Here is a 21643-nt window from a genome sequence, read left to right as displayed (position 1 = left end):
ATCGTCATGTTCAGGAAAAAGAACGCCATTGCCGAAGTCAAACCACAGGGTCAGCTGGAATGGTACAGCGAGGTACCGCGCTCAATCCGCCTGCACAGCTCGATCGGTCTTGCCGTGCTGCTCGCCTCCTTCGGCGGGTTCGGCTACTGGGCTGGCACCGCGCCGCTCTCCTCCGCCATCATCGCCCAGGGCAGCTTCGTTGCCACCGGCAATAACAAGGTCGTGCAGCATCTGGAAGGTGGCATCATCAAGGAGATGATGGTCAGCGAAGGCGACACGGTCAAGGTAGGCGACGTGCTGCTCACACTCGACAAGACGACGGCGCTCGCCAACGAACGCATGTTGCAGCTGCGGCGGCTTAGGCTTGAGACCATCGTCACGCGCCTGCGCGCCGAAGCGCAGGGCGCAAAGAGCTTCAAGGTGCCCGACATCGTCATGAAGGAAGCCGGCGATCCGGATATCAACGCCATCATCCAGAGCCAGAACATCGTGTTCCACAGCAAACTCATCAAGCTCGAAGAGCAGTTGAACCTGATCGAGAAGAACATCAGGTCGCTGGAGTTTCGTTATGCGGGTTATGACGGGCAAAAGCAGTCCTTCGACCGGCAACTCGCGCTTCTCACGCAGGAACGCGATTCCAAGGAGAGGCTCGCCAAAGATGGTGTCATCCGCAAGACCGACATGCTGGCGCTGGAGCGCGCCATTGCCGATGCGATGGGGGACATTGCCCGTCTCAGCGGCGAAATGAACCAGAGCGAAGCGGAGATCGCCAAATTCAAGCAGGAAGCGATCATTGCGGTCAACGCCAACAAGCAGGCGGCGCTTGACGCGCTGGAGACGGCGGAGTCCGATCTTGACAGCGTGCGCGAACAGGTCCGTGGGGCCGCCGAAGTGCTGGAGCGCACCGTCATCCGCTCCCCCGTCAACGGAACTGTCGTGCGCGCTTATTATCACACGCCCGGGGGCGTCATCACGACAGGCAAGCCGATCATGGAAATCCTGCCGGCCCATGTTCCGCTGATCCTCGAGGCGCAGGTGCTCAGAACCTCGATTGACCAACTGCACGAGGGGCAGACGGCGGCGATCCGTCTTTCGGCGCTCAACCGCCGCACCACGCCGGTCCTGAACGGCAAGGTTTTTTACGTTTCCGCCGACAGCATCGAGGAGAACGCCGGTCTGCAGGTCAAGGATGTTTATATCGTGCGCGTGCAGGTGCCCGATGAGGAAATCGCCAAGGTCCATAATTTCCGCCCCGTGCCGGGCATGCCTGCCGACGTATTGATCCAGACTTCGGAGCGTACTTTCTTCGAATATCTGACCAAGCCGATCGCTGACAGCATGTCCCGTGCTTTCAAGGAAAGATGAAGAAATATCAGTAACCTACCCTGTCTTTTCCGCGACAGTCGGCATATGATGTCGAAGGATGTTTTGTCGGGGCGGGAGAAGCGTCATGGCGGCGATGTCGGATGTATTGCTGCTGGTCGGCAGGCTGAACTATGTGTGGACCAACACCGAGAGCCTGATGATCTATCTGATCGTCCACCTTTTGAAAGTGGGCAAGGAGGCTGCCATCGTGGTGTTCCTCACCCTCAACACCACGCGGGCGCGCATGGATCTCATCGAACGGCTGGCAAAGCTTCCCTCCACCGACGCGAAGGACCGGAAGACTGTCCTCTCCATCATGGCGCGGCTGAAGAGGGAAGCGAAGACGCGCAACAAATACAATCACTGCATCTATTCTTTTGACGAAAAGGGCGATATCGCCAGCACCCAGCTGATGCGCCTGGTGGAAGATGACAGCCAGGTCCGCTACGGCAAGGTCGAGCGCATGGACGAAAAGGAAATCGGCCAGCTCGAAAAATCAATCGCCGACATTGTCGAGGTCAGCAAGGACATGTGGAGCTTCATTCACGCCAGTCCACATGTCTCGGCGGATTATCTCTAGGGTCTGGTCTGCAGCCTCATGCCGATCGCGGGGTGAGTCTCACCGTTCCGCGCCGCCTTTACCGGAAGGCAAAGTTTTCCGGCCGCGAAATAAAGCAGGAACGAGCCGATCTGATAGGGGAAGATGATGTCAATCTCCACGAAGGATCGCACCACGAACAGCGCGCAAATCGCAAAAAGGATAACGCCCTGCGGGTCGCTTCGACGCATCAGCACCGATCTCAGATGCCCCAGCAGCGTGCCGTAAAGCACCATGCCCAGCAGGATCATGCCAACAAAGCCGTTTTCCACCACTGTCTCGATATAGGTATTGTGGAAATGGAAGCCGCTGCGGCCGGTGATGAAGAAGTCGTTCCACAACCGTTCGGCATCGGCAAAACCCGCAACCCAGAATCCCTGGTAGCCGACCCCCAGGATCGGAGCCTGCTTTGCAGCCTCTATGCCCTGCTGCCAGAGATAGGTTCGGCCGGTCAGCGTTGAATCCTTGCCGAAGATACCGAGAATGGCATCTAACAGACCGAACTGCAGCGAAGCCACCGCAAGCAGCGCGCCGAGACCGCCGAGAGCAAAAAAAATCATTTTACGGTTTGCGGGCGAAAGCATCCCGATCGGGATAAAACCGATGATGAGGGCGACAACGGCCGCGGTGGTGATGGCGGAGGTGGCAGATTGCGATGCGATGAGACTGTAGGCAGACAAGAGTCCCGTCACGCCTGCAATCGGCAGCCAGATGCCCCTTTGCTTGAGTACCAGCACAGACGAGGCAGCAAAAATGACGCCCAGCGACGCATAGAAACCGAGCTGGTTTTTGGATGAGAAGGCACCGACGAAACTGTAGGTCCCATCAAGCGCGTCAAAAAGATAGATGCCGAACAGAAGAGAATAGAGCAGGACGACGCCGATGCCAATCAGAGCGCCCCGCGTCAGCGTGCGGATGGAAATCACGCGCATGGCGATCAGCGCGCAAATGATATGGGTCATGTATTGGATGGAGGCGCGCATGGTTACAGATACGGCTTCCGACCAGAAGCTGGACAGGACGGTAAGAATGCCGAAGCCGAAAATCCACAGGTAACGCGGATAATTGCCGAGCACGCGCCGGTAGTCGACCACCACCAGCGGCAACCACATGCCGTAATAGGCCAGAACCGAGATTTGTCCGAAACGCGACGAATAGGCGAAAACGAAGAATGACAGCGCAACGGCCGTCATCCCATAAATCTCATTGCGTTCGGGATCGATCAGCGCCGATTTGGCGATCCGCATTGAAACCTCACTGCATCAGGATTTCGGAAGAGACCTTGATGACGTCGCCGGGCTGAAGCAAGGCATTTTCATCGACCTTCAGCTCCTTCGGCTTGCCGTTTTCCTCACGCACCACGACATAGCTGATCGTCGCGGACTTACCCGATGGATCGAAGCGGATCGCCTCGGCCGATTGCGCCAGCGCCTCCGACATCAATTCGCGGCTCGTGGTCAGCTGCAGATTGAGCTTGTCGAGTTCCGCTTCCGTGTCCTGCAACTCCTTGGAGCGCTGCGCCACCCAGTCGTTGCGCAGGTTGATCTCGTCCTGGGTTGCCTTGTTAATATCCTGTTTGGCGCGCAGCGACTGCGTGTCGATATCGAGGAGGGTGGATTCCACCTCGGCCGCACGTTCTTCTGCCGAAATGCGCCGCTGCGACAAGGCAAGGCCTTGCTCGTTCAGCCTGTTGACGCGGTCGCGGTCCTCATTGGCGAGTTGAAGCTGCCGGTTTTGCGTTTCCGACTTTTTCTTCAGGGATTCGACTTCGCTCTGCAAAAGCGCGTGCAAGTCCGTCAGCGCCTTGAGCTGAAGTGTATAACGCTCGGTCCGCGATTTCATCAGCGCGCTTTCGCTGGCGAGAAGCGTGTCGATCTCGGCGATCTTTTCCATCTCCGGCGTCTTGGTAATCGTCTGATCGCCCTTTACCTCGGCGATCAACCGCGCCTGGCGGGCAAGTAGCCTTGCCCGCTGGTTATCATAAACGGCGGCATCACCACGTGCATTGATGAAGTCGCGGGCAAAACGCTGTCCGGCGTCGGACCTCCGCAAGCCGCCTGCAAGACTGACAGCCTTCAGCACGGTGATGTTAGGGGCATAGGGATATTCACCCGGTGTCTGCACATCGCCACTCAGAAAGATCGGCCGGAACTGGGCGATCTCTACGGAGGCCGAAGGCAGGTTGCGGAGGGCGAACTTGCTCTGAAGCTGAGCGCCGATCTGGTCGCTCACCTCGGAAGGAGTCTTGCCTGCGACGTCGAGCTGACCGATGAAGGGCAAGGACAGCGTACCGGATGGCCCGACGGAATAGTCGCCGTTGATGACGTCCCAGTTGCGGATGCTGCCGTCGGCCGGTTGCCATTCGGCAACGCGGATACGCAGCTTGTCCGCGGTACCGAGCTTATATTGAACGCCATCCGCAGCCATTGTGGAAAGCGGCGCGGAAAAAGCGACGGTAGCAGCAAGAACGAGGGCCACAAACGGGCGGTGGGCGGCGGAAAAGCCGTTCATCGGGAAACTCCCTGTTAGCGGATCGCCATACAGGCGATCAGGCCGTCGCGCGACCGGCAAGGCGGCGCCGCAAGAAGCGGCCGGTATGATTAGCACCAATGACGCACCCGAAGACCGGACTTGGGATCCCGGTCGGGGTGCGTGTCGAAGCGAAGATCGATATAGCCGAACTCAATATCGGTTCTCAGTAGCTTCCGCGTGACAGGCACACGGCGGGAATGGTCTTGACGATGATGAAGACATCCTGCCGCATCGACCAGTTCTGGACATATTGTGTGTCGAAGGCAACGCGGGTCTTGTAAGACACGTCGTTACGGCCGCTGATTTGCCACAGGCCGGTCAGACCCGGGCGGGTGCTGAGATAATAGGCGGCAGCGCTTTCATAATAGCTCAGCTCCTCGTCCACGACGGGACGCGGGCCAACCACACTCATTTCACCACGAAGGATGTTAATGAGCTGCGGCAGTTCATCAAGGGAGAGCTTGCGCAGCACGGCGCCAACGGCCGTAACACGCGGATCGTTCTTGAGCTTGCGGGTAGCCCGCCATTCCTCGGCGGCTTCCGGATTGGCGGCAAGATATTGCCGCAGGATCTCATCGCCGTTCAGCGCCATCGTCCTGAATTTCAGGCAATGAAAATAGCGGCCATTATGTCCCACACGACGGTGACCATAAAAGATCGGACCGGGGTCGGACATCTTCACCAGAACGGCGATCAGCAGGAATATCGGGCTGAAGATGAGCAGCGCAAGAGCAGCCGATGTCATATCGAAGCTGCGTTTTGCGATGCCCCCGATAGGGAAACTGACATCGAAATCTTCGGAGCTGCTGAGTGTCTGTTCAGCCGATTGGGTCGCGGACTTCATAGAGAGAACTCCATTTATGTTTTGCGATTGGTCGGTGCCCGGAGGCGCGTCTTTCCGTCTAAAGGAGATAACAAGTCTGTGTTCGGAATTTGATGCTAATGGATTTTTTGTAAGGCACATTGCCCATAACCGTCTATGCGATTTCTTGCGTGAGCGGCCGATCAACGTCCGGGCAATATTAACGGTTGCATAAAAAAGCAACAAATGTGCTGGAGGCCATGTCTTGAGAGCATGAGTGACGCCGTCGCATGTATTGGTTTTTGTGCGAGCGATAGCCTTTTCTTATGTGTTTCTTATAACTTGGCGAGATGAGACAGGAACGTTAAGAACAGCGCAGCACATGACAGACTATTAAATTTTTTTGCGGCGCAGCAAGATTGTGGCAATGCATATAAAATTTGACATATCGGCTGGGATTTTTTTACCCCCCACCTGCACCTCGCCAAGAAAAAGCGATAGAAAAATCGCTAAAAGGCGGCAAAGGCGGCAAAAGAGTGGCGAGAAACTGCATTATTGTCATGGCAGCCGCGCAAAAACCGCATAGCTAACGGCCACTTTTTTTGAACGCAGCCCTGCGGGCCTGTCCTGAAGGTGCTTCCAGGCCCCAATTTGGGGGAATCAGAAGGTTGGCGGTGTGCAGGCGCTGATGACCTCACAGGCCACCGGTCCGACGCAGCGGAAGCGATGTGGCCTTCGGCTTTCGAAATAATAGGCATCACCCGGGCCGAGCACCCGCCTCTCCTCGTCCACCGTCACTTCCAGTCGCCCTGAAAGGATAATGCCGCCTTCTTCGCCATCATGGACCAAGGGCACCTTGCCGGTATCGGCGCCGGGCTGGTAGCACTCTTTCAGTATCTGCAGGCTGCGGCCGAAGACATTCTCGCCCACCTGGCGAAACGAGATCGGGCCCTTGCCAATTTCAACCAGCTCGTCCGCCCGGTAAAAAGCCTTACGGCTCGTCTCCGGCTCAAAGGCGAAAAATTCGGCCAACCCTATCGGTATGCCATCGAGAATGCGTTTCAGCGCGCCCACGGACGGATTCGAGGTGTTCGATTCGATCAGGGAAATCGTAGAATTAGTGACACCAGCACGCCTTGCCAGTTCCCGTTGGGAAATATTGTGACGCAGCCGCAGATGGCGCAAACGTCCCCCTATATCCACCGACATCCCGTCGCCCCCGTTGCCGTTGTTCGAAATATCGAAAACCCGTCTTCACGCCTACAGTATTTTCAATCACTTCGCCACATGGAGAAAAGGGCTTGTTCGGTGAAGAAAATAGCTTTCAATCGTCGGCCATGAACAGGAGAACCGTGATGGACAACCCGAGCCGATCTAATTCCACATCGCTTGACAGCTACTGGATGCCTTTTACCGCCAACCGGCAGTTCAAGGCCAATCCCCGTCTGCTGGCGAGCGCCGAAGGCATGTATTACACCAGCAATGATGGCCGTCAGGTTCTCGATGGAACGGCTGGGCTCTGGTGCGTTAATGCCGGCCACGGACGCCAGCAGATTGCCTCCGCAGTGAAGCACCAGCTTTCCACTATGGATTACGCACCTTCATTCCAGATGGGTCACCCGGTCGCATTCGAATTTGCCGAACGGCTGGCGGAAATCGCCCCCGGCCCGGAAGGCGGCAAACTGGACCGCGTCTTCTACACTGGTTCGGGATCGGAATCGGTCGATACCGCGCTCAAAATCGCGATCGCCTATCAGCGAGCCATTGGCCAGGGGACGCGTAGCCGCCTCATCGGCCGCGAACGTGGGTATCACGGTGTCGGTTTCGGCGGCATTTCCGTGGGCGGCCTCGTCAACAACCGCCGCGTGTTCCCGCAAATCCCCGCCGACCATCTGCGTCACACCCACGATCTTGCGAAGAACAGCTTCGTCAGGGGCCAGCCAGAGCACGGCGCCGAGCTCGCGGACGATCTGGAACGATTGGTCGCCCTGCACGGTGCGGAAACCATCGCCGCCTGCATCGTGGAACCCGTGGCGGGCTCCACCGGTGTCCTCGTGCCACCGAAAGGCTATCTGGAACGCCTGCGCGCCATCTGCGACAAGTACGGCATTCTGCTGATCTTCGATGAGGTCATCACCGGTTTCGGACGCATGGGCTCATCCTTCGCCAGTAATTACTTCGGCGTGACGCCCGATATCGTCACCACGGCGAAGGGGCTCACAAACGGAGCTATCCCCATGGGTGCGGTCTTCACCAGCCGCAAGGTTCATGATGCCTTGATGCATGGCCCCGAAAGCCAGATAGAACTGTTCCATGGCTATACCTATTCCGGCCACCCCGTCGCCTGCGCGGCAGGCATCGCAACGCTGGACATCTATCGCGACGAGGGCCTCTTCACCCGCGCCTCCGAATTGCAGGACGCCTGGCACGATGCTATTCATTCGCTCAAGGGCTCGCCCAACGTCATCGACATCCGCACCATAGGCTTCATCGCCGGCATAGAACTCCAGCCGCGCGACGGCGCGATCGGCGCCCGTGCCTATGATGTCTTTGTGGATTGCTTCGAACGTGGCCTGCTCATTCGCGTCACCGGCGACATCATTGCTCTTTCACCGCCGCTGATCGCCGAAAAATCCCACTTCGACGACATCGTTTCCATTCTCGGCGACGCGCTGAAAAGAGCGGAATAACTGTATTTAACAGGAAGGCTGCAATCTAAATTGCAGCCTTTTTCACTTTTCTACCAGTAACATGGAATGTTCCTGAATCGAGCGCAGGCCGCCCTCGCCCGTTGGACGCCATATGTGCCCTGTCAGATCACCATGCAGCCGGGACCGGCGCTTGAGCTTGGCCAGGCGGCTGGCGATGGCACGCACCTTTTCGACAAGGGGGCTCTCTTTTCAGATCGTTCTGCCAGCGCCGCGCCGGCGAAGCGTATCGGCAACCGTATGGATATGCGCAGCGCCAATACCGCAGCAGCCACCGATCAGGGTGGCCCCCGCATCTGCCCAGGAGCAGGCGAAGCGGGAATAGACATCACCGGTCAGATCCGCTCTCGTGCCGTGCAGCCCCTCATTGGCGGCGGAGTCGCCCTGTTCGCCTTCGAAGGCATTGGCATAGACGCCAATATCCAGAGCAACACCCTTTTCCTTGAAGACGGCGGCTGCGGTTTCCACGGCAGCCCTCATCACTTCCGGCTTGCTGCAGTTGAAGAGCAGCGCTGTGGCACCTGATCCGGCGGCCCATTCGGCGGCGGAGCGCACGGTCTCGCCGGAACGCAGCTTGGGCTCCGCACCGTTCACCTGAGCGGGTTCGTCGTTCAGTGTGAAGGAAATCCAGAAAGGCTTGCCCGTCTCGGCCACCGCCTGCCGCACCGCCTCACCTTCAGCGACAAGGCTCAGGGTCTCTCCAAGCCAGACATCCACATGTGGCTGAAGATTTTCGACCAGCACCTTCAGATAGTCCTGAACGCGAGAGGGATCGAAATTTTCTGGCTCGTAGGAGCCAAAGATCGGAGGAAGCGAGCCGGCCACGGCCACATTACGCTTCGAAGCCTCCGCCGCTTCACGCGCCAGGCGACCGGAAAGGGCGATCAGTGAAGCACCTTCTTTGTTGAACCGGTCTTCGCCGATATGAAAAGGGACCAGCGCATAGGAATTGGTGGTCACCACATCCGCGCCGGCCTCGATGAATTCCGCATGCACCTGGCGGACGATGTCCGGGGCGTTGATGAGCGCGAGCGCCGACCACTCGGGCTGCTTCAGTTCAGCGCCCAGCCGCTGCAATTCACGGCTCATGCCACCGTCCAGAATACGAATATCGCTCATGAGAACTCCTTGATAGGCTATCGGCGCACCGGCACCTGCGCCTCGATGAAACCGAAGCAGCGGGCAATGATGGCGGTGAGGATGAGATAAAAAATCGTCACGACGAAAAGCGGCTCGTAGACCAGCAGCGTGTCCTGCCGCACCTTGTAGGCGACGGCGTAAAGATCCATGACTGTCACCGTGAACGCAAGCGGCGTGGCTTTCAGCTGCATCACCACTTCACCCGCGATCGTCGGCAGCGCCGCGCGGATCGCGCGCGGCAGCCAAATGCGGCGCGCCAGCGTGAACCGGCTCATGCCGAAGGCCCTGCCCGCCTCGAGTTCGCCTTTCGGAACGCCCAGCAACGCACCACGAAGAACTTCGGCTTCATAGGCTGCGTAGTTCAGCGTGAAGCTGACCGCCGCAAAAAAGAAACCTTCGCGCAGCACCGGCCACAGAAAGCTTTGCCGCAGCCCCGGCACCATGGGCAAGAGCGACCCCACGCCGTAATAGAGCAGCCAGAGCTGTATCAGCAGCGGCGTGCCCCGAAAAAAGGTGCAATAACCACGCGCGAGAATCCGGATCATTCGGCCGCCGCTGACCTGCGCGAAGGCAAGTCCGATGGCGAGAACGAAACCGCAGCAGACGGAGATCACGAGCAGGGCGATCGTCTGCCATGCTCCGGAGAGAAGAAGCGGCCAGTATTTCCCGACCCAGGAAAAATCCATCGCCAATCTCCCTCACGCCAGACTGGGCTGACCACGGCGCACGTGCCGTTCGATCTGCCTGAAGATGACATTGGAGACGAGGGTGATCGCCAGATACATCAGGGCCGCAGCCATGAAGAACAGGAAATACTGCTTGGTACTTGCACCGGCGAGCCGGGTCGCGAGCGCCAGTTCCTGATACCCCACAACGGCGACAAGCGCACTGTCCTTGGTGACGGCGAGCCACAGGTTGGAAAGCCCCGGCAGAGCATTGGGCAAAAGCGCCGGCAGAACGACACGGCGAAACCGCAGGAGGGGAGACATGCCGAAAGCCCTCGCCGCTTCGATCTGGCCGTTGGGGATCGCCATTATCGCCCCGCGCAGCACTTCCGTCATGTAAGCGCCCTGCACGAAGCCCAGAACCGCCACTGCTGCTATGAAGCCGTTGACCTCGAGCACCGGCAATCCGGCCAGCTGCAGCAGGCGATTGAGCCCGTCGGTTCCGGCATAATAAAGCCCTACAATCAGGATCAGTTCCGGCACGGAGCGGATGAGCGTGGTGTAGAGATTGAGGACGGTTTCGAGCCCGCGGTTGCCCGAAAGCTTGCCCAAGGCGCCCGCCATGCCGATGACGATGCCGATGAGATAGGCCCCGGCCGAGATGGCAAGCGTCGCTGCAGCACCCGTCAACAGGGTACCACCCCATCCCGGAGGATAGGGTGACAGAAGCTGCAACATTGTATCCAGGCTTGCCATCTGCCGAACCCGACCCGGATTACTTCGCGCCGTAGATATCGAAGCTGAAGTACTTCCTGGTGATCTCATCATATTTGCCGCTGGCGCGGACGGCGGCGATGGCGGCGTTCAGCTTCTGCTTCAGTTCGTTGTCGTCCTTGCGTACGCCACCTGAAACGCCAAGTCCGAGGATTTCCGGGTCGTCAGCAACATTGCCGGCATCCGCGCAGCAATCCTTGCCGGCATCGCTTTTCAGGAACGTGTCGAGAACAAGTGAGTCACCAAAGACGTAATCGATACGACCCGCAGCCAGATCCTGAAACGCCTCATCCAGCGTCTGGTAGGTTTTTTCGTCGGCTACATCCTTGAAATACTTTGCATAATAGGCAGACTGAATGGTGGCGACCTGGATACCGATGGTCTTGCCTTTCACGTCTTCAGCCGTTGCCCCCGGCTTTCCGTCCTTGGCCCCGATCAGCTTGCTCGGGGTATTGTAATATTTGTCGGTGAAGCCAATCACCTTCTGGCGCTCCTGCGTGTTGGACATGGAAGACCAGATCACATCGAATTTCTTGCTCTCAAGCGCGGGAATGAGACCGTCCCAGGATAGCGCGACGATGGAGCATTTCTCCTTCATCTCGGCGCAGACGGCATCCATCAGGTCGATTTCCCAGCCCTGCCACTTGCCGCTGGCGTCCTGCGCGAAGAAAGGCGGATAGCTTTCGTTCATGACGCCGAAGCGGACGTCTGCGCTGGCGGAGAAAGCGGACAGCGCGAAAGCCGCACCGGCCAGCATTGAGGCGAAGAATTTCATTTAAATCTCCTGTTACGAAAAAATCAGCTCGCGAGCGCGCCGGTGAATTCCCGGCACCTTGCACTCAGAGGATTGCCGAAGACCCGTTCCGGCGGTCCTTCTTCTTCCACGCGGCCTTGATGCAGGAACATGACATGGCTCGACACATCGCGCGCAAAACGCATCTCATGTGTCACCAGAAGCATGGTGCGGCCTTCCTCGGCGAGATCACGGATCACCTTCAACACCTCGCCGACCAGCTCCGGGTCCAGTGCCGAGGTGGGTTCGTCGAACAACATCACCGCCGGCTCCACGCAGAGCGCGCGGGCTATGGCTGCCCTCTGCTGCTGACCGCCGGACAGGAACGCCGGATAAGCATCCTTCTTCGCGTAAAGCCCGACCTTGTGCAGCAGTGCTTCAGCCTTCTCGATGGCTTCCGCACGTTTCACGCCCATCACATGCACCGGGGCTTCTATGATGTTCTCAAGTACAGTGCGGTGGGCCCATAGATTGAAATTCTGAAAGACCATGCCAAGACCGGTGCGCAAACGCTCCACCTGGCGCCAGCTCTGCGGCATGGCATTGCCGTCCCGACCGTACTTCACGGCCACTTCCTCGCCATTCACGATCACGCGGCCACGATCCGGAACTTCGAGGAAATTGATGCATCTGAGGAAGGTGCTCTTGCCGGAGCCTGAGGAGCCAATGACGGAAATGACATCCCCTTTGTGCGCCTTGAGCGAAATACCTTTCAGAACCTCGTGAGAACCAAAGCTCTTGTGGATATCGTCAACCGCCAATGCGCAGGGAACGTCAGTCGTCATCAAAGGGCCCGGGTCATGTCAATAGCTGCGCACATCTAGCAAGGTGCGCGTTTTCTGACGCGGAAATAACCGCTCTATTGCGTCGCGGAAAGGAAAAAACATTCCCGACAACGGAAAAGAAAGAAAATTGCGGCCAACTGCCGTTATCCGGCCACCGTTCTCCGTTCCGCCCTATGGCGCAGTCGGAGAGATATCACTGCGGAGATACCGCTATTGCGGAGATGCGCCGCGTCCTTCGGCCACGTCAACCGGCGGCGCCTGATTTTGCTGATCTCTTTTCACACCAAACTCGCATAACGCCAACCGGCGCATCGTCGCGAGCAACTCGAGGTCGATGGCTGCACCATCATCCTTCAGCAGAAAATCCTGAAGAGTTTTGCGTATCGTCTTTTCCACGAGTTTGGCCTGCAACGTCTCATCTGATGTGAAACGGGCGGCCCAACGAACGAGAATTCGTCGTAGCAGACAATATTCGAAATTTGACGGATGCAACATATGTGCATCTCCGCAAAAAGCAGGCGGGAGCACATAGTAACCCTCCGTTGCCACCGCCTACGAATTCGGTTGGTAGCAATGTATGAACCATAGCATCATTCGGATCGAAGTCGACCCCTGAATTCTGGCCCGTACAGAGTGCCCCCCTCGCATGGACATTATCCCGAGGCGATGCGTCAACTCCGGCAACCGGCAACGCCGTTCAAGCTGGCTTTTCTTTCACCCCGAGGAACATTTCTTGCCCATCACGGTTGGTGGTGCCTCAACCATCAGGAGGCTCAACAATGAAGACCATTTTTTCCCTCGCGTTCGCACTCGTCGCCGGAACTGCTTTGGCGCAATCCGCGACGGAATCCACCGGCGTCAATTCCGCACTTGGCGTCGCGCCAAAAACCGAGGATTTCATCTTGCAGGCCTCGGCAAGCGATATCTTCGAAATTGAATCAAGCAAACTCGCCCTCACCAAAGGGAACGAGGAAACCAAAGCCTTTGCGCAGCAAATGATCACCGAGCATGAGAAAACCAGTTCGGAACTGAAAACCCTGTTATCCGGCGGCAAGGTGAACGGGACACCGGTCACCGCTCTGACAGATGATCACAAGGAAGAAGTAGACGACCTCGCAAAACTCGACGCCAACGAGTTCAACGAAGAATATATCGATGATCAGGTCGATGCGCATGAAGACGCCGTTGATCTTTTCAAGCGCTACGCCGAGGGCGGCGATAATCCGGAGCTTAAGGCGTGGGCGGCAAAAACTTTACCGGCGCTCCAGCATCATCTGGAAATGGCCCAGGGCCTCGACAAAAACTGACGATAGATGGCTGCTGGTGATCTTTGTGTGAGGGAGAAGCTGGCGCGACACGGCTAGGCTCGCACCCGGACGTGCGATTTGATCAGGCGGCGCGCCGGCGAAATTCTTCAGGCAGGATCCCGGCAGCAGAACTTCACAATCCTCCGCGCGTTCGTCGCAAGAAGGACGGCTGAAAAATGAACGATGCGAACACCCTAAACTACACTATCGAACAGATTCAGGAAGTACATGCGTCGGGCTTGGTGCAGGCGGCAGAACTGTTTGAACGGTTTGCAGGTGATAGGGCGGCCATCGACAAAATGATGAAGCGCTGTCCGCATAGGGAGGATAAAGAACAATGCTAGGTGCCGACGCTTATCGGCGCAGCGAAAATTTGTGTTTCCGATCTTGATCCGGGGCGCCGCCGCTCCAATATTTTTCAGGCTTCTTGATCTGGTTGTTTAAGATTGGAGGTAAAGATGAACAGCCCGGAAGTTTTGTTTAGAGCGCCTGTTCGGGTGCGCATGCAATGCGGCCTTGAGAGATCGTTTCTCAGCGTTTACGACGCCCTGGATTTTCTGGAAAACGAATGGCCGCTTCGCCGTGGTGAACGCTATAAGCGCGCCGTGCAAAAATGCCGCGCCGCGCTGTCCAGGCTCGAAGCCGCGGAAGTGGCACGGGAAGCATTCATCTCCGCCTGCCTTGAGGCGAGCATGCCGCTGGTTATGGCCGGTCCGGTCCATTTCGATGAAATGTTGCCCATGAGCCGCGCAGTCGGCTAGAGGGCTGTGCCAGAACACATTCCCTGGCTAAGCCCCGCTGTTCCGGCGGGGCACCGGTAACGTGCTGCGTCGTTTACCTGGGAGGTACAACGCCATGAATGATACCGACAGCGGACCGCCCCACGCGGTTGAGCCGCCGTTGCCGGCGGCCCCACCTCTCTCTTAGGTCAGTAGGTCTGCATCGGCTGTGACAAACCGTCACCGACCGCGCCATTGCCATATTGCGCGACAGGCACGCCTTCCTGACCAATCGGCACACCCTGCTGTGCGGGACCGAGCGCTGTCACCACAATCGGCGTCCCATCTGGCACGCGATTGTAGAGATCGATTATGTCCTGGTTCAGCAGGCGAACGCAGCCTGAAGACACGGATTTGCCAATTGTCCACCATTCGGGCGAGCCGTGCAGACGATAGATCGTGTCCTTGCCATCTTTGAAGATGTACAGTGCACGCGCACCGAGCGGATTCTTGAGGCCCGGCTCCATGCCGCCATTGCGGCTGCTATAAGGCTCCAGCTCCGGCTGACGGGCGATCATTTCGTCTGGCGGTGTCCAGCGCGGCCATTGCCGCTTGTACTGAATGACGCCGCGGCCCGACCACTCGAAGCCTGCGCGGCCAAGACCCACGCCGTAACGCATGGCCTGCCCGTTTTCATAGGTCAGATAAAGGAAATGGTTGGCAGTATCGACCACGATCACGCCGGGACGCTCGCCGGTCGGGTTCGCCACCATCTGCCGCAGGAACTGGCGCGGAATGCGCTTATAGGGAATTTCCGGCAGCGGGAACTGCTCGTCCGGTTTCGGACCGTACATCAGCGCGTACATCGGATCTTCCGCCGGAGCGGCCGGCCTCGCAGTTTCACGTGCCGTGGTGTTGCAACCCGCAAGTCCGGCCAGTGCCAAACCGCCTGCTCCAAGCAGGAAACCCCGCCGGGTCGTCATCGTCTCATTCAATTGAAAAACCTCATTTACGTCATCTCACACTGGCAAAGGGATCTGCCAGCGCCGCCTCGGGGCGGCTTATAGGGTACTTCGTGCCGGAAACCTGCGATGCCATTGCCTTGGCGCCGCTCGATTTCAGTATGGCCCGGAAGCTCGGATGCATGCCGCCGTCTACATACGCGCTGAGGGGGGCGGAAGTTCCCTCGCTCATCGCCGCGGCAAGTTTTTGTTGCTCCTCGGCCAGCCTCGATGCCACCAGCGGGTCATTCTGGTTGACGGCCGGCGGGCATGCTGCCAGCGGATCGGCAGGCTCGCCTTCGGCAAATTCACTATTGAAGACATAACGGCGGCCACAGACGGAGACCTTGGGCTGGCGGCGCGTCACCTCGAAATAATCGTAACCTTCCTTCAGCGTCTTCCAGAAGGGCATGTTGGGGTCGTTCCGGTGCGCCACCATGTTCCTTGCGGTCATGCGGAAGGGATAGGCCTGGACCTGGAAGCGGTCCTGCCCACCCTGCAGCGCACGCGCGACAATGGCATAGATCTCACCCACCTGCGCGTCTGTCATCGCGTAGCAGCCGGAAGACGAACAGGCGCCGTGCACCATCAGCGCCTCGCCGGTATAGCCGAGCGCGGATTCCAGCCGGTTGGGGTAACCGAGATTGAATGAGACGTAATATTGCGAATTCGGGTTCAACATGCCGGCCGAGACATGATAAAAACCCTCCGGCGCCTGACGGTCTCCCGTTTTCATCTTCGGCCCGAGTTTTCCGGACCAGCGACACATGGGATATGTCTTCAGCAACGCATAATTGCCGGTCTTGTCGATCTTCCAGACCTCGAGCTCGCTCTCCTGCTTGAAGATGCGAACGAGAACCGGGCTTTCCGGACGCATGCTTTTGGCTGACATCTGCGCCATCATCTTGGACGACAGCTTCGGCGGGTCTTTTTTCACGCTGTCGAGACCCATTGAGGTGCACGCGGCAAGGCTACCGCCGATCGCGATGACCGCAGCCAGTCTTGCCCCCGTCTTGAACTTTTGCCGCAACCCCGCCACCGCGAAGTTCAGCACAGCCTGCATACCCATGGATATTTCTGCCCGCCTGATTTGCCCGCCTTTCCGGCAGACGCTTAACTATCGAAGGTGGCCACAACACGGCAACCTCATCCATGGACAAAGTCTCGTGAACAGACGTTACCCTTTCGTTAATCATAGGGACACAAGCCCGTGATGGTCTCCGGGCATGACGCCGGAGAAGCATCTAGCGAAGAAGCCCCTGGCCGCCGTCGATCCAGACCGGTGTGCCGGTCACGTGGCGGGACGCATCGGAGGCGAGAAAACCGATCAGCTCGGCGACATCCTCGCTCGTTCCCGCCACACCGCCCGTCACCGGAATATCTCCCGCGGGGAAGCGAACCGGCACCTCGGTTTTTTCCCGTGCGCGTATCTTCGTATTCTCGTCGATTGCCGTTTTGATCGCACCCGGGCACACTGCGTTGACGCGGATGCGGTGCCGCCCAAGCTCCAGCGCCAGTTGCTGTGCCATGGCAAGCTGCCCTGCCTTTGTGACCGAATAGGCGGTCGCGCCGGGCGAAGTGAAGGTGCGCGTGCCGTTGATCGAGGAGACAATGACGATGGAACCGCCGCCTGCCGCCTTCAGATGTGGCACGCTGGCATGAACCGTGAGATAGGTGCCGCGGAGATTGATGCGTATCGTGTCGTCCCACTCCGAGGGTTTGAGTTCATCGATAGGCGCCCAGACACCGTTGACGCCAGCATTGGCCACCACGACGTCAAGGCGGCCAAAATCCTCCACCAGCGCTGCAACGGCGCTCCGCATGGCCTCCTCATCCGACACGTCGGCGATGAGAATTTTCGAGGCGCCGGAACGGGCGGTAATGTCGTCGGCAACGTCCTCCAGTTCGGATTGCGTGCGCCCGAGCAGCCCGAGCGAAAAACCCTGGGTAGAGAGATGAAGGGCGGCGGCGCGCCCGATACCTGAACCGGCCCCAGTCACGAGAGCGACTTTACGAACAGTCAATGTCACAGCCCCCCTTTTCGCGAGGCGATGGAGGTAACGGTCGCCGAGACGGGATCACTGGCCGGAAAGCTGTCCTCCAGCCCCTCTTCAAGCTCCTCCTCCAGAACGTCACGGTCCCTCGCGGTCCGGGCGCTCGCCTGCACGCGCTCACCCTGCTCGCGCGTTCCATCATTCTGAGCCGTTCCAAGGCGGGAAAATTGCGAGGGTGCGTCGGCACCCTGGCGCGTTCCAAATGCGGTGAGTTGGACCATCACGGCGCTCGCCCGTTTAATCGCTTCCGCGTCGTCGATCCCTTCCAGGCCATCGGCAAGGCGAACCGAAACGTGATCGCCGTCGCTGCCGGCAAACTCGACGGAGATAGATCCGTCATTGCGTTTTACATAAGTCGTCGAAAGTTGCATGACATGCCCTCCGGCTGGAATTCATCGACAAGGCCGATGCGGGAAATGAGTAAAAGCTCACTTCAGAACGACATAACGTGGAAGGGGTTCCGATGAATCAGGTCTTTGGTCCGGAAATGGACAAGAGTTTTTTCCTTCGCGACGCAGTGGATGTCGCCCGCGCGCTCATCGGAGCGGAATTTCGCGTCGGCAATACCGGCGGCGTCATCGTCGAGACCGAAGCTTATCATCCAGATGATCCGGCGTCGCACAGTTTCAATGGGAAAACCCCGCGCAACCGGGCAATGTTTGGGCCGGCCGGACGTCTCTACGTCTACCGGTCCTACGGCATTCACTGGTGCGCCAACTTCGTCTGTTCCCCGGGTTCAGCCGTTCTTCTTCGCGCGATCGAACCGCGAGCCGGTATCGACATGATGAAACTGCGACGGGGAACTGACAAACTCAGACTCCTATGCTCCGGCCCGGGAAGGCTTTGCCAGGCAATGGCCATCACGGGAGAAATGGACGGCGCCGCGCTCGAGGCGCCACCTTTTTTCCTGCAGCTGCCGAAAACGGCAACCGCCGTCAGCATCGGCAGGCGGATCGGCATCAGCCGAGCGATCGATTATCCCTGGCGTTTCGGACTCGCGCACTCACCTTTTGTGAGCAAAAAATTCGAGTCACCCGATCCGGCCTAAAACACCTTCGGGGGCTCGTCGTTTTCGTCGGGATTGGGTGTGGGCACCTCGTCCGGCAAACGATCGGGCTCCGGCTCTTTGATCGGGGGGATGTCGGGCTGGGGTGGAACCGGCATCGGCGGTTCCGGATAGGGCTCAACCGGAATTGTCGTCATTGCGGTCTCCTGATGTCAGCGCGGCGGACCTCACGGAAGTCGCTGCTCTTGATCTATCGCGACACTGCGTTGCAACGCCGCCACTCAGACGGCGCAACACCCAGTTCGCCCATCGGTCATAAAGCCGGGAAGGTCCTCTGGATCAAGTTGCGCCGCCCTGCGGGTCGTAGGAAGGAAACGCAGGCGCGGTCCGTCCGTTCCGTTTTGTCGAGGAAGATTTTGTGATCGCTCAGGCAAAACCGAGAGCGCTACGGGAAATGTCGCGATTTTCACAATAATCGCGTGAATGGGCTTCATGCCCGTGTTCGCGCGCCGTGGAACGTGTCAATTCCGGGCTCGTTACGTTGAGCAACGCATCGGCATAGGTGCCGGTCGCCTCGACGTCATCGATTACAGGCTGCTGTTGCGGTTTTAGAAATTCAAACATCCATCGTCCTCCATCGACACGTCCCTCAACGCGCCGGTCCGGGTCTCTGTTCCATGAACCCGATACCCTTCCGATTATACATGAGACGATGCTGTCGTATAGATGACTAAAGGCGAACGTTCTCAATCGGCGTTCACAAAATGGAGTGGAATCAGTGAGCTATGGCCCAAAGCTCAGGCAGGGCCGACCGATTCTCGCAAAATCAGCTCCACAGGCCACAGTTCCTGAACCTCGCGGACGGGGCGACCGCCGATGATCTGCAGAAGAAGGTCTGTCACCCTTATTCCTGCCATGCGCATGGGCGAGCGGGTGGTGGAAAGCGGCGGCATCATGCTTTCAGGCGTGAGGTAAGGAAACACATCGTCATGGGCGATGACGGAAACATCCTTGCCGATTGTCAGCCCCATCTGGGTCGCAGCACGGTAGACGCCCTGTGCCGTCATCATGGCACCCGCAACAAAGGCTGTCGGGCGCGGTGTCTGCTCCAGCAGCGAACGGGCGAAGCGGAACGCGGTCTCTTCGCTGAAGTGCTCATTCATCATGAAGCGCGGATCGGGCGTAATGCCGTGGGTAGCCAGCGCCTCGCGGAAACCCTGTTCACGATCCCGTACGAAGGTTCGTCCGACCGGCCCATTGATGAGGGCTATACGACGGTGGCCGCGCTCGAGAAAATGGATCGTCGGGCGATAGGTCACATCATGGTTGTCGATATCGAGCCAGGCATGTTCGAAGGGTGTCTTTGAGCGCCCGTGCACGATGAAGGGTACGCCGAGCCGGTTGAGCAGCGCGATACGCTCATCCTCCGGACGCGGTGAGTGCACGATAATGCCATCCACACGACCGCTCGCCGCCAGCCGGCTGAAAATAGCCAGCTCCTCATCGAGATTGTTGTCAACTGTCACGCTGACGAGAATGTCGGTCTCCTCCCGTTCCAGCCGGGTGGCCATGCCGCCCATGAATTCCGAAAAGAAATGTCCTCCGCCCGACCGGCCCATAACGACACCGATGGCGCCGGCCCTGCCGGTTGCCAGCCGCACGGCATTGGCATTCGGCAAATACCCGTATTTGAGCGCAGCCTCCATGACCCGCTGACGCGTTTCCTCACGCACTTCGGGATAGCCGCCCAGCGCTCTGCTAACGGTGGTGGGCGACAGGCCAACCTTTTCTGCGAATTCCTTGAGCTTCATGTTTTTTTGCCAATTCGCCCCTGCATGCGTCGCCGCTGCGGATTTTTCAAGTCGACAAAAATTGAAAACGATTTCAATTTCTTCCCACCTGAAACCTTACAGTCCATCATCTTGAAAGGCAAATAGTGAAAATTTGCAGGCAAAAACGCCCGATTTTCGCTCGTTTAGAAAGAGTATTGACAGATTGCCCGGCTTTTGCGAGCTTCCTTTTAGTCAAAAACGCTTTCAATTTTGAGGACAATCGGGAGCGTCAACGGAGGAGTTTGACAATGAATATTTCCATGAAGACTTTGTTCCTGTGCGGCAGCGTACTTTCCGCCGCCGTTTCCGCGCAGGCGGCCGAGATTTCCATCGCCGCCAATTCCACCGGCAAGAACGTCGCATTCTTCAAAGAACGCATTGCGGCTTTCGAAAAACAAACCGGCCACAAGGTCAATCTCGTCACCATGCCATCATCCTCCAGCGAGCAGTTCAGCCAGTACCGGCTGTGGCTTGCCGCGGGTAACAAGGACGTCGATGTCTACCAGACGGACGTTATCTGGGCGCCGCAGCTTGCCGACCAGTTCGTGGACCTGACCGCGGCGACCAAGGATGTCATCGGAGATCATTTCCCCTCCATCGTCGCATCGCAAACCGTGGACGGCAAACTCGTCGCCATGCCGATGTTCACAGACGCGCCCGCGTTGTTCTATCGCAAGGACCTGCTCGAAAAATACGGCAAGCAACCGCCGAAAACCTGGAAGGAGCTGAGCGAAACCGCGAAGGAAATCCAGGACAAGGAGCGTGAAGCGGGCCAGAAGGACCTCTGGGGTTTTGTCTTCCAGGGCAGCGCCTATGAAGGCCTCACCTGCAATGCCCTGGAATGGATTGCTTCCGCCGGCGGCGGCCATATTGTCGAAAGCAATGGCGATATCTCCGTCAACAATGAAAAGGCTGCTGCCGCCATCGAAATTGCCAAGGGATGGGTCGGCACTATCGCGCCGCAGGGCGTGCTTGCCTACAAGGAAGAGGAAGCGCGCGGCGTCTGGCAAACCGGCAACTCCGTCTTCATGCGCAATTGGCCCTACGCCTACGCGCTCGGCAATGGCGACGACAGCGCCATCAAGGGCAAGTTCGGCGTAACACCGCTCCCGGCTGGCGCCGAGGGCGAGGCACCGGCCTCAACGCTCGGCGGCTGGAATCTCGCCGTATCCAAATATTCAGCCAACCAGGAAGCTGCCATTGAGCTCGTGAAGTTTATCGCATCCAAGGAAACCCAGAAGATGCGCGCCGTTCAGCTTTCCAACATGCCGACGATCGCTTCGCTTTACGACGACAAGGATGTTGCGGCCGCGCAGCCCTTCATGCCGACATGGAAGCCGATCTTCCAGACCGCCGTCCCGCGTCCTTCCGCCTCGGCCAAGGTGAAATATAACGAGGTTTCGGCCAAGTTCTGGGGTGCGGTCCACAACACGCTCTCCGGCAACGGCACGGCCGCTGAAAATCTTGAGCTTCTCGAGGTTGAACTGACCGATCTCAAAGGCAACGGCTGGTAATCCGGCCCGCGCGGGAACGGTCTCGCCTGATCGTCTCCCGCGCCCCAA

General features: G+C 58.4%; 25 protein-coding genes. 8 read left to right on the top strand and 17 right to left on the bottom strand.

The features are described 5' to 3' along the window. Nucleotides 1–6: 6 nt before the first annotated feature. Nucleotides 7–1365 carry an HlyD family type I secretion periplasmic adaptor subunit gene (locus DOU54_RS16795; protein WP_004438597.1) on the top strand — a complete coding sequence of 453 codons (1359 nt, stop codon included), beginning with the start codon at nt 7–9 and terminating at the stop codon, nt 1363–1365. Between the two features lie 85 nt (nt 1366–1450). Beyond that, nucleotides 1451–1945: a hypothetical protein gene (locus DOU54_RS16790; RefSeq protein WP_113731678.1), complete on the top strand. Its 495-nt coding sequence runs from the start codon at nt 1451–1453 to the stop codon at nt 1943–1945. Here DOU54_RS16790 and DOU54_RS16785 read toward each other — a convergent pair. The 4 genes from DOU54_RS16785 to DOU54_RS16770 all read right to left on the bottom strand — a co-directional run bounded on the left by DOU54_RS16785 (nt 1942) and on the right by DOU54_RS16770 (nt 6506). After that, nucleotides 1942–3210 carry an O-antigen ligase family protein gene (locus tag DOU54_RS16785; protein ID WP_113731677.1) on the bottom strand — a complete coding sequence of 423 codons (1269 nt, stop codon included), beginning with the start codon at nt 3208–3210 and terminating at the stop codon, nt 1942–1944. The two genes, DOU54_RS16790 and DOU54_RS16785, sit on opposite strands and share 4 nt — an antisense overlap. A gap of 7 nt (nt 3211–3217) precedes the next feature. Next, nucleotides 3218–4474, bottom strand: coding sequence for a polysaccharide biosynthesis/export family protein (locus DOU54_RS16780; protein WP_113731676.1), 1257 nt, complete (start codon nt 4472–4474; stop codon nt 3218–3220). A gap of 184 nt (nt 4475–4658) precedes the next feature. After that, complete coding sequence (locus DOU54_RS16775; RefSeq protein ID WP_113731675.1) at nt 4659–5339, bottom strand: sugar transferase; 681 nt, start codon at nt 5337–5339, stop codon at nt 4659–4661. Between the two features lie 618 nt (nt 5340–5957). Next, on the bottom strand, nt 5958–6506 hold the full coding sequence (locus tag DOU54_RS16770; RefSeq protein ID WP_004438580.1) for a cupin domain-containing protein: 549 nt from the start codon (nt 6504–6506) through the stop codon (nt 5958–5960). 146 nt (nt 6507–6652) lie between these two features. On the opposite strand from DOU54_RS16770, the gene aptA reads away from it, so the two are divergent. Beyond that, the gene (aptA, locus tag DOU54_RS16765; RefSeq protein ID WP_111813354.1) at nt 6653–7987 is read left to right on the top strand and encodes an omega-aminotransferase AptA; all 1335 of its coding nucleotides are present in this window, start codon (nt 6653–6655) and stop codon (nt 7985–7987) included. 210 nt (nt 7988–8197) lie between these two features. Here aptA and DOU54_RS16760 read toward each other — a convergent pair whose 3' ends face one another. From DOU54_RS16760 to DOU54_RS16735, 6 genes are all read right to left on the bottom strand, one after another. Further along, nucleotides 8198–9124: a homocysteine S-methyltransferase family protein gene (locus DOU54_RS16760; RefSeq protein WP_112636717.1), complete on the bottom strand. Its 927-nt coding sequence runs from the start codon at nt 9122–9124 to the stop codon at nt 8198–8200. Between the two features lie 17 nt (nt 9125–9141). Beyond that, a complete protein-coding gene (locus DOU54_RS16755; protein WP_064263132.1) occupies nt 9142–9831 on the bottom strand; it encodes an ABC transporter permease in 690 nt (229 codons plus the stop codon). A gap of 12 nt (nt 9832–9843) precedes the next feature. Beyond that, the gene (locus DOU54_RS16750) at nt 9844–10566 is read right to left on the bottom strand and encodes an ABC transporter permease (RefSeq protein ID WP_006698584.1); all 723 of its coding nucleotides are present in this window, start codon (nt 10564–10566) and stop codon (nt 9844–9846) included. A 19-nt stretch (nt 10567–10585) separates the two neighbouring features. After that, nucleotides 10586–11359 carry a transporter substrate-binding domain-containing protein gene (locus DOU54_RS16745; protein ID WP_072493582.1) on the bottom strand — a complete coding sequence of 258 codons (774 nt, stop codon included), beginning with the start codon at nt 11357–11359 and terminating at the stop codon, nt 10586–10588. Between the two features lie 23 nt (nt 11360–11382). Beyond that, the gene (locus DOU54_RS16740; RefSeq protein ID WP_006698586.1) at nt 11383–12162 is read right to left on the bottom strand and encodes an ABC transporter ATP-binding protein; all 780 of its coding nucleotides are present in this window, start codon (nt 12160–12162) and stop codon (nt 11383–11385) included. 210 nt (nt 12163–12372) lie between these two features. Continuing rightward, nucleotides 12373–12657 (bottom strand): hypothetical protein, encoded by a 285-nt coding sequence (locus DOU54_RS16735; RefSeq protein WP_072493583.1) that lies wholly within the window; start codon nt 12655–12657, stop codon nt 12373–12375. A 284-nt stretch (nt 12658–12941) separates the two neighbouring features. Here DOU54_RS16735 and DOU54_RS16730 point away from each other — a divergent pair, with 284 nt between their 5' ends. The 3 genes from DOU54_RS16730 (at nt 12942) to DOU54_RS16725 (ending at nt 14230) form a co-directional block, all read left to right on the top strand. Continuing rightward, the gene (locus DOU54_RS16730; RefSeq protein WP_113731674.1) at nt 12942–13469 is read left to right on the top strand and encodes a DUF4142 domain-containing protein; all 528 of its coding nucleotides are present in this window, start codon (nt 12942–12944) and stop codon (nt 13467–13469) included. A gap of 176 nt (nt 13470–13645) precedes the next feature. After that, complete coding sequence (locus DOU54_RS27505) at nt 13646–13813, top strand: hypothetical protein (RefSeq protein ID WP_193603383.1); 168 nt, start codon at nt 13646–13648, stop codon at nt 13811–13813. Between the two features lie 114 nt (nt 13814–13927). Next, a complete protein-coding gene (locus DOU54_RS16725; protein WP_004438551.1) occupies nt 13928–14230 on the top strand; it encodes a DUF982 domain-containing protein in 303 nt (100 codons plus the stop codon). A gap of 167 nt (nt 14231–14397) precedes the next feature. On the opposite strand, the gene DOU54_RS16720 is transcribed toward DOU54_RS16725, so the two are convergent. The 4 genes from DOU54_RS16720 to DOU54_RS27500 all read right to left on the bottom strand — a co-directional run bounded on the left by DOU54_RS16720 (nt 14398) and on the right by DOU54_RS27500 (nt 17614). Then, on the bottom strand, nt 14398–15183 hold the full coding sequence (locus tag DOU54_RS16720; protein ID WP_113731673.1) for a L,D-transpeptidase: 786 nt from the start codon (nt 15181–15183) through the stop codon (nt 14398–14400). Between the two features lie 19 nt (nt 15184–15202). After that, nucleotides 15203–16258 carry a L,D-transpeptidase family protein gene (locus DOU54_RS16715; protein WP_035211054.1) on the bottom strand — a complete coding sequence of 352 codons (1056 nt, stop codon included), beginning with the start codon at nt 16256–16258 and terminating at the stop codon, nt 15203–15205. A 175-nt stretch (nt 16259–16433) separates the two neighbouring features. Further along, entirely contained in the window at nt 16434–17219 is a 786-nt protein-coding gene (locus DOU54_RS16710) for an SDR family oxidoreductase (protein WP_004438541.1), read from the bottom strand. Then, nucleotides 17216–17614 carry a hypothetical protein gene (locus DOU54_RS27500; protein ID WP_034498252.1) on the bottom strand — a complete coding sequence of 133 codons (399 nt, stop codon included), beginning with the start codon at nt 17612–17614 and terminating at the stop codon, nt 17216–17218. Before DOU54_RS27500 ends, DOU54_RS16710 begins: the two co-directional genes overlap by 4 nt. A 92-nt stretch (nt 17615–17706) precedes the next feature. Here DOU54_RS27500 and DOU54_RS16700 point away from each other — a divergent pair, with 92 nt between their 5' ends. After that, complete coding sequence (locus DOU54_RS16700) at nt 17707–18291, top strand: DNA-3-methyladenine glycosylase (RefSeq protein WP_112636129.1); 585 nt, start codon at nt 17707–17709, stop codon at nt 18289–18291. Here the strand turns inward: DOU54_RS16700 and DOU54_RS16695 are convergent. From DOU54_RS16695 to DOU54_RS16685, 3 genes are all read right to left on the bottom strand, one after another. Continuing rightward, nucleotides 18288–18446 (bottom strand): hypothetical protein, encoded by a 159-nt coding sequence (locus DOU54_RS16695; RefSeq protein ID WP_004438532.1) that lies wholly within the window; start codon nt 18444–18446, stop codon nt 18288–18290. The genes DOU54_RS16700 and DOU54_RS16695 overlap by 4 nt on opposite strands. A 229-nt stretch (nt 18447–18675) precedes the next feature. Beyond that, entirely contained in the window at nt 18676–18873 is a 198-nt protein-coding gene (locus DOU54_RS16690; RefSeq protein ID WP_006698591.1) for a hypothetical protein, read from the bottom strand. 173 nt (nt 18874–19046) lie between these two features. Then, on the bottom strand, nt 19047–20060 hold the full coding sequence (locus DOU54_RS16685; protein WP_044459944.1) for a substrate-binding domain-containing protein: 1014 nt from the start codon (nt 20058–20060) through the stop codon (nt 19047–19049). 269 nt (nt 20061–20329) lie between these two features. Here DOU54_RS16685 and DOU54_RS16680 point away from each other — a divergent pair, with 269 nt between their 5' ends. Beyond that, the gene (locus DOU54_RS16680; protein WP_113731672.1) at nt 20330–21595 is read left to right on the top strand and encodes an ABC transporter substrate-binding protein; all 1266 of its coding nucleotides are present in this window, start codon (nt 20330–20332) and stop codon (nt 21593–21595) included. The last annotated feature ends 48 nt before the right edge of the window (nt 21596–21643 follow it).

The organism is Agrobacterium sp. MS2 (assembly GCF_003261015.1).
Lineage (GTDB): Bacteria > Pseudomonadota > Alphaproteobacteria > Rhizobiales > Rhizobiaceae > Agrobacterium > Agrobacterium pusense.
The sequence above is the reverse complement of the archived record's forward strand: the minus strand, read 5'-3'. Positions and strand labels throughout refer to the sequence as shown.

What these genes read in the sequence shown, in the direction of transcription:
- DOU54_RS16795 (WP_004438597.1), top strand. Translation starts at nt 7, where the DNA reads ATGTTCAGGAAAAAGAACGCCATTGCCGAAGTCAAACCACAGGGTCAG.
- DOU54_RS16790 (WP_113731678.1), top strand. Translation starts at nt 1,451, where the DNA reads ATGGCGGCGATGTCGGATGTATTGCTGCTGGTCGGCAGGCTGAACTAT.
- DOU54_RS16785 (WP_113731677.1), bottom strand. Translation starts at nt 3,210, where the DNA reads ATGCGGATCGCCAAATCGGCGCTGATCGATCCCGAACGCAATGAGATT.
- DOU54_RS16780 (WP_113731676.1), bottom strand. Translation starts at nt 4,474, where the DNA reads ATGAACGGCTTTTCCGCCGCCCACCGCCCGTTTGTGGCCCTCGTTCTT.
- DOU54_RS16775 (WP_113731675.1), bottom strand. Translation starts at nt 5,339, where the DNA reads ATGAAGTCCGCGACCCAATCGGCTGAACAGACACTCAGCAGCTCCGAA.
- DOU54_RS16770 (WP_004438580.1), bottom strand. Translation starts at nt 6,506, where the DNA reads ATGTCGGTGGATATAGGGGGACGTTTGCGCCATCTGCGGCTGCGTCAC.
- aptA (WP_111813354.1), top strand. Translation starts at nt 6,653, where the DNA reads ATGGACAACCCGAGCCGATCTAATTCCACATCGCTTGACAGCTACTGG.
- DOU54_RS16760 (WP_112636717.1), bottom strand. Translation starts at nt 9,124, where the DNA reads ATGAGCGATATTCGTATTCTGGACGGTGGCATGAGCCGTGAATTGCAG.
- DOU54_RS16755 (WP_064263132.1), bottom strand. Translation starts at nt 9,831, where the DNA reads ATGGATTTTTCCTGGGTCGGGAAATACTGGCCGCTTCTTCTCTCCGGA.
- DOU54_RS16750 (WP_006698584.1), bottom strand. Translation starts at nt 10,566, where the DNA reads ATGGCAAGCCTGGATACAATGTTGCAGCTTCTGTCACCCTATCCTCCG.
- DOU54_RS16745 (WP_072493582.1), bottom strand. Translation starts at nt 11,359, where the DNA reads ATGAAATTCTTCGCCTCAATGCTGGCCGGTGCGGCTTTCGCGCTGTCC.
- DOU54_RS16740 (WP_006698586.1), bottom strand. Translation starts at nt 12,162, where the DNA reads ATGACGACTGACGTTCCCTGCGCATTGGCGGTTGACGATATCCACAAG.
- DOU54_RS16735 (WP_072493583.1), bottom strand. Translation starts at nt 12,657, where the DNA reads ATGTTGCATCCGTCAAATTTCGAATATTGTCTGCTACGACGAATTCTC.
- DOU54_RS16730 (WP_113731674.1), top strand. Translation starts at nt 12,942, where the DNA reads ATGAAGACCATTTTTTCCCTCGCGTTCGCACTCGTCGCCGGAACTGCT.
- DOU54_RS27505 (WP_193603383.1), top strand. Translation starts at nt 13,646, where the DNA reads ATGAACGATGCGAACACCCTAAACTACACTATCGAACAGATTCAGGAA.
- DOU54_RS16725 (WP_004438551.1), top strand. Translation starts at nt 13,928, where the DNA reads ATGAACAGCCCGGAAGTTTTGTTTAGAGCGCCTGTTCGGGTGCGCATG.
- DOU54_RS16715 (WP_035211054.1), bottom strand. Translation starts at nt 16,258, where the DNA reads ATGGGTATGCAGGCTGTGCTGAACTTCGCGGTGGCGGGGTTGCGGCAA.
- DOU54_RS27500 (WP_034498252.1), bottom strand. Translation starts at nt 17,614, where the DNA reads ATGCAACTTTCGACGACTTATGTAAAACGCAATGACGGATCTATCTCC.
- DOU54_RS16700 (WP_112636129.1), top strand. Translation starts at nt 17,707, where the DNA reads ATGAATCAGGTCTTTGGTCCGGAAATGGACAAGAGTTTTTTCCTTCGC.
- DOU54_RS16695 (WP_004438532.1), bottom strand. Translation starts at nt 18,446, where the DNA reads ATGACGACAATTCCGGTTGAGCCCTATCCGGAACCGCCGATGCCGGTT.
- DOU54_RS16690 (WP_006698591.1), bottom strand. Translation starts at nt 18,873, where the DNA reads ATGTTTGAATTTCTAAAACCGCAACAGCAGCCTGTAATCGATGACGTC.
- DOU54_RS16685 (WP_044459944.1), bottom strand. Translation starts at nt 20,060, where the DNA reads ATGAAGCTCAAGGAATTCGCAGAAAAGGTTGGCCTGTCGCCCACCACC.
- DOU54_RS16680 (WP_113731672.1), top strand. Translation starts at nt 20,330, where the DNA reads ATGAATATTTCCATGAAGACTTTGTTCCTGTGCGGCAGCGTACTTTCC.